This is a genomic window from Protofrankia sp. Cj3 (assembly GCF_917627355.1).
Classification (GTDB): Bacteria; Actinomycetota; Actinomycetes; order Frankiales; family Frankiaceae; genus Protofrankia.
On the sequence record NZ_CAKJTR010000045.1, the window covers coordinates 1 to 10735 of the forward strand.

Annotated in this window: 7 protein-coding genes; all 7 read right to left on the bottom strand. The window is 68.9% G+C overall.

The genetic code is table 11. From position 1 onward, the window contains the following. Nucleotides 1-426 (bottom strand): ACT domain-containing protein (locus MJ783_RS08600; RefSeq protein WP_239309826.1); only part of this gene is annotated, 426 nt, incomplete at its 3' end. 9 nt (nucleotides 427-435) lie between these two features. After that, on the bottom strand, nucleotides 436-2292 hold the full coding sequence (locus tag MJ783_RS08605) for a hypothetical protein (protein ID WP_239309828.1): 1857 nt from the start codon (nucleotides 2290-2292) through the stop codon (nucleotides 436-438). Nucleotides 2293-2447: 155 nt separating this feature from the next. Then, nucleotides 2448-3359, bottom strand: coding sequence for a 1-aminocyclopropane-1-carboxylate deaminase/D-cysteine desulfhydrase (locus MJ783_RS08610; RefSeq protein ID WP_239309830.1), 912 nt, complete (start codon nucleotides 3357-3359; stop codon nucleotides 2448-2450). A 7-nt stretch (nucleotides 3360-3366) separates the two neighbouring features. Beyond that, nucleotides 3367-3810, bottom strand: coding sequence for an SRPBCC family protein (locus tag MJ783_RS08615; RefSeq protein WP_239309832.1), 444 nt, complete (start codon nucleotides 3808-3810; stop codon nucleotides 3367-3369). Nucleotides 3811-3878: 68 nt separating this feature from the next. Further along, nucleotides 3879-5651: a hypothetical protein gene (locus MJ783_RS08620; RefSeq protein WP_239309834.1), complete on the bottom strand. Its 1773-nt coding sequence runs from the start codon at nucleotides 5649-5651 to the stop codon at nucleotides 3879-3881. Beyond that, nucleotides 5642-9400 carry a TM0106 family RecB-like putative nuclease gene (locus tag MJ783_RS08625; protein ID WP_239309836.1) on the bottom strand — a complete coding sequence of 1253 codons (3759 nt, stop codon included), beginning with the start codon at nucleotides 9398-9400 and terminating at the stop codon, nucleotides 5642-5644. Before MJ783_RS08625 ends, MJ783_RS08620 begins: the two co-directional genes overlap by 10 nt. A 189-nt stretch (nucleotides 9401-9589) precedes the next feature. After that, nucleotides 9590-10702 (bottom strand): hypothetical protein, encoded by a 1113-nt coding sequence (locus MJ783_RS08630; protein WP_239309838.1) that lies wholly within the window; start codon nucleotides 10700-10702, stop codon nucleotides 9590-9592. Between the last annotated feature and the right edge of the window lie 33 nt (nucleotides 10703-10735).

The following is a 10735-nucleotide window of genomic DNA, read 5'->3' on the forward strand; positions in this document are numbered from 1 at the left end:
CAGGTGGTGGAAGGGCACGCCATGCCAGCGGACCAGCTCTTCGGCGTCGCGGTGGTTGGACACGACACCGGCGATCTCGATCGGCAGGGTGCCGGCGCGGCGGCGCGACAGCAGGTCGGCCAGACAGTGATCGTGCTGCGAGATCATGATCATAGTGCGGGATCGGACGGCGGCGTCCCAGAGCTGCCAGTCCATCGAGAAGGTCTCGGCAACCGCGCCGAAGGCGTCACACAGGTCCTCCAGGCTGCCGTGCGGCTCCTCGACGTCGGCGGCCAGGCGCAGGAAGAAGTGGGTGCTGTCGGGGTCCAGATACTGTTGGGCTTCGACGATGTTGCAACCACTCTCGGTGATGAAGGAGGACACCGCCGCGACGATGCCACGCCGATCGGGGCAACTGAGCGTGAGTATCAGACGCTGGTGTGACACGCCGTCAGTCTAGGGCTTCCGATCATATGATCGGAATTTTCCGGGGGTGTCCCGGGCAACGGTGATCGGCGGTTCGATGAGAAAGGGCTCCAGGGGCCGGTCGGTCGGGGTGAACCGGGGTGTTCCCGCCGCCGCGCCCGTTGAGGAGCCCGGGGTGAAGCGCCAGCGTTTCGGTACCGTACGGACCCCGACAGGGTAGATCGTCAACTGTCCGTCGGGGCTGATGTGTAGTCGCAGGAAGTTCTTGTAATCGGCGATTCCCTGTGCGGCGAACAGTTCGTTGGTGTTCAGGCCCATCGTCCGGTCGGCCAGCCAGAGATAGGCGGCGACCAGTTCGGTGGCGGCCAAGCCGCCGGCCGTGAACACCAGCGGGAGCACCCCGGCGAGCAGCCATGTGCCGGGCAGCGGGCGCGTGATCGTGACAGCGCCGGCAAGCAGGGCGACAGCGAGCAGGAGCTGGGTAAGCCCATGTGTGGCTCCGGCGACGATGCCCCGCGCGGTCCGGCCGGCTTTGGTCAGGGCGAGCGCCGCGGCGATGACGCCCACGGCCAGCACGAGCCCGGGAATGCCGCTGAGCAGGCCCACGAACAGGCTGCCGACGCTTGCGCCGCGCAGGCCGTCCGCGATGCCGTCGAGGCGACCGGCGGCACCTCGCCCGTCCGTCCCGGCGGCGCCGATTGCCAGTGTCAGCAGTAGGTGGATGCCACCGAGCAGCGCGACCAGACCTGGCGCGAGCGCTGGCAGACGGAAGATGCCGCTGGCGAGCCGGCGGGAGGTCGGCGCGTCCGGAAAGGTGGTGCTGGCCAGCTCGTAATGGACCGGGGGGTCGCTCTTTCCCCGCGCGCGCGATGCCGGCGGCGGCAGTACCAGCTGTTGCGGCAGCCGGTGGGTGGCGGACAGGTAAGCGCCGCCACCGCCGGCGGTGATCTTCACCGCGGTGCCGCCGACCTCGCTGTAACGGGCGTAGTGGTGCCGGTCGCCGGTCAGGGACACCCGCACCTGGGCGCCGGCCGCACGGATGATCGTGCGCTCGAAGTAGTCGAGGACGGCGTATGCTTCGGCGTCCTGCTCGGCCGTGCTGATCCAGCTCGGCTTCGCCGAGCAGAGGATGATCGCGTCACCGGGGTGCATCCGCTGTGCGATCTTGATGAAGTAGCGGCGTTGCGGGTCGTCGATGTAGGAGTCGAACTGGATGTCGATCCCCAGCAGCCACCATCGGTGCGGCAGCCGCACCGCGAAGTAGCTGCGGGTCTGCTCGGTACGCCAATCGCCGATGCTCGAGCCCTGGCAGAAGACCCGCATAAAGGCGGTGAGCCCGTCGTACCAGTCGTGGTTGCCCGGTAGCACGAACAGCTTCGGCCGCTCAGCCGGCTCCGAGCGCTGCCTGGGTAACGCGGTGCGGTACGGGCCGATCAGCTTGTTCTCATAGCCGGCGATGCTGGGTGTGGGGTAGCACTGGTCGCCGCCCATCACCAGCATCCGGCCGCGCGGCATCGTCGTCCCGGCCAGGTTGAGGCTGGGCGCGGCCAGCAGCGATGCCATCGCATAGGTCGAGTCGAACCCGTCACCGAGATCGCTGACGTAGTCGAACCACAGTTCGCCGGTGTCAGGTGGTTCGCTGCCATCCGATAGTTCCCCGGAGGCTGGCGCATCACGGGTGCCGGACAGGTCGGCCACGGGCGCGGCGGGCAGCGCCGCCATCTCCTCCCGTTTGTCGGCGTACGAGCCGAGCAGCCCGCTGATGCCCACGCGTATGGCCGTACGCAGCAGCAGTGAGGGCGAGAGCCATCGGGTCATGGTGGCGCGCGTGAACCCAAGCGCGCGCTCGTTGACGATCATGACGTCGACGTGTTCGTTCTCGCGCACGTGGCCCCTTATCCCGTTACGTCAACCGGAACGCTGCGTCATATCGCCGTTGCGGGACGCTCTCTAAATGGCCGCGCGTCGCCTTCAGCGAGAGAAGCGTGGCAATTCAATCACACCCGCCCGACAGCCGGGCGGGTGCGGATCAGGTCACGCGGCTATCGGGGCGGCGGTTCGGCCGGTCCGGTGATAATGGCGAGGACCTTGGTGCCGGGCGGGATCACGCCACCTCGCACCAGGGCGAAGATACCGTACATCATCTTCGCCACATACACGGCTTCGAGCAGGATTCCATGGCGCTCGGCGAAGGCGTCGACAAAACAGCGGAGCTCCGGTGGGTTCTTCGCGAAGCCATCGAAGTGGAAGCCGCATTCGACCCGCCAGTTGTCGGTCGACCGGCCGAAGGCGGCACGTTGCAGGCCGGCGACCACCCCGGTGAGAAAATGTCCGCCTTTCAGCGCGGAGAACCCGATGGCGGTTCGGCCCGGTTTCAGGCCGGCCGCGATACCGGCCAGCGTGCCGCCCGTGCCGCACGCGCAACAGACCAGGTCGAACTCGAGGCCGACCTCGGCGATGATCTCGGCGCAACCGCGGACCCCGGCGGGGCTGCTGCCGCCCTCGGGGATCAGGAAGAAGTCGCCGAGGCGCCTCCGCAGGTCTGCGATGACGCCGGGGTCGTCCTTGCGGCGGTATGCGGACCTGTCGAGGTAGGTCAGATGCATGCCGCTGGCCGCGGCCGCCGACAACGACCAGTTGAGCGGGAGGTGTTCCTCCCCGCGGATCACACCGATCGTCTGGACCCCGATAATCTCACCGGCGGCGGCTGTCGCGCGGATATGGTTGGAAAAGGCGCCACCGAAGGTCAACACGGTCGACATGCCCGCCGCGGCGGCGTCGGTCAGGTTGTACTTGAGCTTACGCCATTTGTTTCCCGGTACTTTTTCGCTGATGAGGTCGTCGCGTTTGACAAAAACCTGGACGCCGTGGCGGGTGAGCCGATCGTCGCGCAGCTCCTCGACTGGCGACGGAAGGTGAAGGCCGAGATCCGTAACCCAGCCGAGATGCGTCACTCGATCGTCAGTCCAGCCTGGGCTGGATGTTGTCGAGAACACCGTTCCACAGCTTGCGGATACCGATCGGCGCGAAGGCTCGTTCGAAGAAGCCACCGATTCCGCTTGCGCCCGCCCAGCTTGTCTCTACTGATATCCGCGCCGTTCCCGGGTCAGCGGGCCGCACCGTCCACACGGTACGCAGAGTGGAGTTCTGGTCGGTTTCGGTGAGGGTCCGGCTGGGTTCGGGTGTGGACACGACCGCTTCGACGGTACGGACGCGGCGGCGGGTCGCGTGCAGCCGGTAACGAATCCGGGTACCGGCGCCGGTACCGCCCTCGATCACTTCGTAGTCGGTGATCATTTTTGGCCACGCCTCGGCGCGAATGCCCCTGTAGTCGGCGAGCGCGTCGACGACCTTCGCCGGTGTCGCCGCGACGACCCGTTCCACCGCTACCTTGATCTCTGCCATCCGCGCTCCATTCATGGTTGTTCCGTTGCTGCGTGTTCCGTCTGGGGCTCTTTGGCGTCAGTACCTTGTCACGACCGGCCGGGGGCGCTGTTGAGCAGCCACAGGTCGACCCCGTCGACGTAGCGCCCGGGTGCACCCGCCAGCGTCGTCAGCAGGGTGACGAGCTCGTCGTGGTGATCGGTGGGGCCGAGGATGATCGCATTCAGCTGGTAGTGGTCGAAGGCTGCCGCCAGGCCAGGTTGTCCCAGGGCCGCCTGTGCGGTCCGCTGGCCGGTCGCGACAGCGATGAGCGCTGAGTTCAGCGGGTCGACCTCCGGATGGAAGCTGGATCGTCCATTACGGTCAGGAACTGTGCAGTAGCAACCTGGCATAGTAAACCGGAAACCGGTCTGCGCCTGCCACAGCATCGCGATGTTCTGCTGAGGGTACGGATAGGGCACGACCAGCGCTGTCGTCGCTGTGGGCAGGTTGTCGACCTGCGGGCCGGTGAAGAACCTCGGCGTGACCGTGGTGAAGGGCAGGAGCGTCGCCGGTACCAGCGGCACCAGGGCGGCGGCGGTAACGACGCCGGTGACGGCGCGCAGCCGCGGCGGCCGTGCCTGGTCGAGCCAGACCGCGATCATCGCACCCGCGGCCAGCACGAGATACAGCGACAGGCGGGACGGCAGTGCGTTGTGCAGCACCGGCCCCAGCTCCAACAGACGCCACGGCAGTGGGATACCAGTGACGTGCCCGCCCAGGTGCAGGTGCGGGCCGAGGGACAGGACGGCGACGGCGGTGAACAGCGGCCCGCACAGGGCCACGAGCGGATCACGGCGTAACCGCAGCGCGATGAAGGCGAGCAGAGCCAGCAGCGGGAGGCCGAAGTAACCGCTGACCTCCACCGCGTTGCCGGAGAACCGCAGGCTTTCCCGGACGGCGAAGTCCGGGCCGATGGCCTGGAGCGGCGTGGGCGTGACGAAGGTGAGAAGGTCGGACACGGCGATGTCGGACGGCTGGATTGATCCGTGGACGCGCTGGGGGCCGAAGAACTGGATGTAGAGCGGCCAGGCGAGCAGCACGGTGGCGACGGCCGCGCAGACCGCGAGCCCACCTGCTGCCGCCGCGGCGCGCAGGCGGATCTGATCACGATGCTGGACGCACAGGATCGCGATGGCGATGATCGCAACCACCGCTGAGGTCGCCAGCACCTCCTCGCTCACCAGCGCTTGGGCGGCTACGGCCACGCCGAGCAGCGCGCCGGTCCGCGCGGCCCGGCGTTGGCGGATGAGCAGGTCGTCCAGCAGCAGCAGGAGGATCGGGGGAAAGAGCGCGAACGACAGGTGCAGGTGGCCGTAGGAAGCGCCGATGACGTAGGGGCTGAAGCCGTAGAGCAGCCCGGCGGCGGCGGCGGGGAACGCCGCGCTCCAGCGGCGCATCACCAGGAACATCACCCAGCCGGACAGCGCCGGCGCGAGCGTCGTCAGTACCTGGAAGGCCACCAGCGGCCCGGCCAGCACGGTGATCGGTGCGGCCAGCACACCGAGCAGCGGCACGCCAGTGCTCCACATGATGTTGACGCCGTCCGGAGCGTTGAGAAAATGGGTGACGAACGGGTCAAGCCCGTGGGCCAGGGCGTAGGGCGTCCAGGCCAGGTACCAGGAGAACAGGACGGCATCGCTGCCGCCGTAGATAGTCGTGCCCAGATCCGTCCAGCCATCCCAGAACAGCGCTACGGACAGCGCGCAGAAGCCGGCGAGAACAGCCGGGGCGGCCAGCCATCGCTTCCTCCCCTTTTTCCCCGCGTCTTTCCCCCGGCCCGTTCCAGTGTCGGCGCTGGTGTCGAGCGCGGTCACGGGCATCCCCTCAGATCGTCCTCAGCGAGTTGACTCGCCCGCGGTGCCGCCGTGGCGCCCGCGTCCCCCGGCGGCGTCCTGGACGCTTGCCGGCGGTCGGGGCCCGCTGCCGCGGAAGCGCGGGCCCGGATCACCGAAACCGGCTGATTACCGGCGGGTTGCGTGGTGATCCCGGGGAAGTCGGTGCGGGCGGTGGCCCGCAGCCGGGCGAGGCCGGCCAGCAGGCGCAGCTCGTCGACCGTGCGTGCGGCGCTGTCGAGCAACGCCGGTGACATCACCAGCACGGCCAGGACCTGCGCCCGCGACAGCGCGACGTTCAGCCGGTTACGGGAGAGCAGGAAGTCCAGCCCCCGGGGCGCTTCGGACGCGCTGGACGTGGTCAGCGACACGATGACGACGGGTGCCTCCTGGCCTTGGAAGCGGTCGACGGTCCCGGCCCGGACGCCGTGCGTCCCGGCCCTGTCGAGCGCCTGCTCGATCGCCCGTACCTGGCGGTTGTACGGGGCGACCACCAGGATGTCGGGGCCACGCAGGACGCGCTCGCCGTCGAGGTCGACGAAGCGCCGGCCGAGGATGGTCTCGATCAGGCCGGCGACCGCGTCCTTCTCCGGGTCCGAACGGGTGGTGTTGCCGTAGTGGAGCACGTCGCGCAGGTAGAGGCCGGCGTCGATGCCGTCGAGGTGACGGCCGGCGGTCACCGGGTGGGCGTGCAGCCGTCCCCGGTAGGCGAGCGCCGAGACCGGTTCGCACACGGCCGGGTGCATACGCCTGGTCAGATCGAGGAAGTACCCGAACGCGCCGGGGATGACGTCATTCGTGCCGAGCAGGTGGGAGAGGGCGGAGGCGTCCGCGCCGTCCGGGTGGATCCCGGCGACGACCTGGGGGAGCTGCTGCGGGTCACCGAGCAGTACGAGGTTGCGGGCGGCACCGGCGACGGCCAGGGTGTCGGCGAGCGCGAACTGGCCCGCCTCATCGATGATCAGCACGTCGAACGGCTCCGCGCGCAGCGCGGGGTTCGCGAAAGCCCACGAGGTATCGCCCACCAGATGCCCGTCCGGGTGCGCGGCGCGCCAGGAGACCAACGCGCGGAGGTCACGGGGGCAGTCCCACGGTGCCAGCGGGCTGGGCTTCTGCCCGGAGCGCAGCTTCTTGGCCGCGGGTATCCCGGTGGCGGGAGGGCGGCTCGCCGCCGGGATGTTGCCGGTCGCCGCCAGCATGGCGTTCTCGATCGCCTTGTGGCTGGTCGAGCACACCCCGACCGTGCGGCCCTGGCCGACCAGATGGCGGATCAACCGTCCGGCCAGGTAGGTCTTGCCGGCTCCGGGCGGCCCCTGCACGGCCAGGTAGGACCCGGCGAGTAGGTCGACGGCGGCGAGCACGGTGGCAATCAGATCATTTCCGTGCTCGGCCGGGTCGGGCAGGCCGACCCGGCCGAGCAGACGTGGCGGGTGCCGGCGAAGCAGATCCATGGCCGGGCCTTCGGGCAGCGCGGGCCCGGCCAGGACGGTGCGGGCGAGCTCCGCGATCGCGGCCGGTTTCGGTTCGGGACGCACCGGCGCGCCAGGCAGCACGGCGACCGGCAGTTCGGCAGCTGCCCCGGCGCTGCCGTCCCCGTCGAGACCCACCTCGCCGGGCCTGGCGGTCTCGTGGATGAGCAGCTGGTCGGGGCCCGCGCGCTTGATGCTGCCATCACGGGTGGTGCCGTCGGCCCCACCAGCCCCCGGGTAGAGCAGACGGATCCGGTCGCCGTCGGAGTACGGATGGGTGCCCTCAGCGTCGAGTGCGGCCAGCAGGTCACGCCGGGTTCGTTTCCCTCGCCCGGCCGGGACGGCCCAGTCCTCGACGATGGTCCAGCCCAGGGGGACGGCGCAGTTGTCGTTCGCCTCCAGCGCCGCTCGGTCGGCGGTGAGCCAGGCGAAGAACTCCCACCACGCCGGCTTGTTCTCGCGGCGGTGGTACCCGACGGCGGCGGCCAGCAGCGCCCGCGCCCGCTCGTCGTCGGTCCAGACCGCCGGATCGTCCGGCAGCTTCGCGGTCAGCGCGTCCACTGTCGCGTCCACTGTCGCGTCGGGCCCGTCGCCGTGGTCCGCCGACGGGTGGTATGCCGGCGCGCCCGCTATGCCCTGCGCCGCGCGCAGGTCCAGCAGCCAGCGATGCAGCCGGTGGGTGGATACGCAGTCGACCCGGTTGTACTCGGCGATCTCGCCGAGGAGGCGGTCGGCCGCGGCACGGTCGGAGTTTGCGAGGTGGGCCAGAACGTTCTCGTAGGCGACGATGCTGTCGATCGCGGTCTTGACCTCCGTCCCCCGGGCGCCGGCCAGGTACAGCGGTTCCAGATACTTGATCGAATATGAGCGTTGGGAGATCTTCAGGCTGCGCCGGACAACCGTGTAGAGGTCGACGAGCCTGTGCCCGGCAAGCAGGTCGTCGACCTGCCGCTCGCGGGTGCCGTGGCGGGCGGCCAGCCGTTTCAGGGCGTTCGGCTCATACGGGGCGTAGTGGTAGATGTGCGCCTGCGGATGGTCGGCGAGCCGCGCGGCCGCCCAGTCGACAAACCGCTCGAAAGCGCGCTTCTCCGCTGGCCGGTCATGTGCCCAGAACGGATGGAAGAGCTCCTGGGCGCCGTCCCCGGTACCGGTCGGGGTCACGGCCCCGAACAGGTACTCCAGACCAGTGTTGCCCAGCGCGTATGGGTCGCCCTCCATGTCGAAGTAGATGTCACCGGGGTCCTGGGCGGGCAGGGAGGCGAGCCCGTCCGGGGCGACCACCCGGACGGTCACGGTCCCGGTCCGGTCGTCATCGGTGCGGGTGGCATCCTGGATGGCCTGTAGCTCCGCCTGGAGCCGTAGCCCGGCGAAGGTCGCCGCGGCCATCGACGGCGGGCGCTGGTCGTCACCGGCCGCGGCGAGCTGTTCGAGCGTGCTGATCCCGCCGGCCCGCAGCTTGCGTCGCTGATCGGTGCGCAGGCCGGCGACCAGCGACAGGTCACGGGCAGCCTCCCGCCCTTTCTCGCAGTGGCCGGCGAACGCGCAGGTCTCACATGCGGGCCGGGGATCAGCCCAGGAGGGCGTCGGGATCGCGGGTTCGGTCGCGAGCCGCGAGGCCAGCCGGGTCCGGGCATGGCTGATCAGGGGCGCGATATCGTCAGCCCGCAGCGACTCCAGCCGGCCGTCGCCGAGTAGCAGATGGATGTGGCGCGCGACGTCTACGCCGATCGTCGGCAGCGCCTGGGCATAGGCGGTGAGCTGCAGCACCGCGGTAGGACGGGCGTGGCGGGCGAGTTTGGCGTCGTACGGCTCGTAGCGTCCGTTTGCCGGGGCGCCGGTGTGGGCGCCGGTGAGCGGGTCGAGGTGCGTGGCGATCAGGAAGTCGGGCCGGCCCTGGAAGGAACCGTCGAAAAGGACACCCTGGTAGATGACGGCGACGCCGGCGGCGACGGCGTCGCGGGTCTGATCCCTCGCCGCGGCCAGCGCGGTCAGGGTGTTGTCAGGCCGTTCGATCACCCGGACGCCATCCGCGCCGAAGATGTGGACGAGCCGCTCCAGCCAGCGCCGTTCGTGGGCGTCACCGTGGCGTACCAGCAGGTCGTCCGCTTCGGACGTGGTGACCTCCGCGCCGGTGCCGTCGAGGCGCACGCCGGCCGCGCGGGCATGGGACAGCGCTAGCCGGTGCCCGCACTCGAGCGTGTCGACGACATCACCGGCGGACACGACCCATCGGGCATCTCCGCCGGCGGTGTCGTCGAGTCGCTGCATGCCATCCCCCGGATAGTCGCTTCGTGACGATCCGGGGACCCCTGGCTCGAGGGCCGGCCGCCGCGGCGGGCTGGTCAGTCCGCCGCGTGCGAACCGACCCGGACAAGCTTCGCAGGGTGCGTGTGATCTTCACGTCATGGGCTCGGTCTGGCTGGGCCCGGTCTGGCTGGGCTCAGTCTGGCTGGATGCTCATCCTGGCTGGGTGCCATACCGGGTGGCGGCGTTCCTGACCAGTTGCAGTGAGCCCGGATCGGCGCTCAGCTGTTTGCTGTCCATGAAACTGAACCCGAACAGGCCCGCGGCGGTAATCTGCCGTACGTAGTCGTCGGTGAAAATCGTCCGCAGATCGTCATGCCAGGTGGCGGTCGAGCCGTCGTCGGGTTTGTAGTGCGCGACCATGACCGGGCCATACCCACCGAGGATCTGCGTCATCCTGCGGATATCGTCGACATTGCTTTTTGAGTCCATCGCCTGGAAGCTCTGGAAGTCCGACTGACGCAGCACGTCGTCGAAGTGCCCGATCAGCGATTTTCCGCCGCCTTTTGCCGGGTCGTCCCAGCGGGCCTGCCAGCCACCCCAGCCGAGCGAGACCCTCGCGTTTGGCGCCATGGAGTGGAAGATGCCCATTGCCGCGGTGTACTGGTCCTTCAGCTTCAGGTAGTAGTTGGTCACCTCGGGCGTGGCCGCCCAGGTGTTGGCCTGGCACGGATAGGTCTGTAGCTCGGTGAAGAGCGTGACGTAGAGGGGCGCTCCGTCCGCCGGGCCAGCGAATATCTGCGCGAGCCGTCTGGTGTCACCCAGGAACGATGATGACAGTGGGTAGTCGCGACCACACGCTGGGCCGTACTTGGTCTGGACCGTCGCGACCTGACCGGCCCCGCCGAGCCACACCACGAGGTGGATCGCCCGTCGTTTGGCGTAAACCTGTGGAATGAGGTCCTTCGCCCAGTTAGTCATGAAACCGAAGTCGTTCGGGCTGTTGTACCAGGTTGTGAACATCCCCAGCTGGTTGGCGACGGGCGATGTCGAGTCGCTGTCGAGGGAGGGGCCAAGGCCGAACACGAGCTTTCCGGTCTGGCCGAATACGGCCGGTCGGGGTGATATACGATTGGCGGTGCCCGTCACATTTCCCACCGCCCGCGTCTGGCCGGTTATATCCGGTAGTGACCAGGCGAGGAGGCCGGCGAGTGTCGCGAGAAACACAAAAGACGCTTCAAGTGGGCGAAACGACTTCAATACGAACAAGGCGGGCTTCTCCGCGGTTTCTCCCGAAGTGTGCCCCCGGACGGGGGTAGCGTACATGCTGCCATCCGGCCGACAGGGCCATCCTGGAGA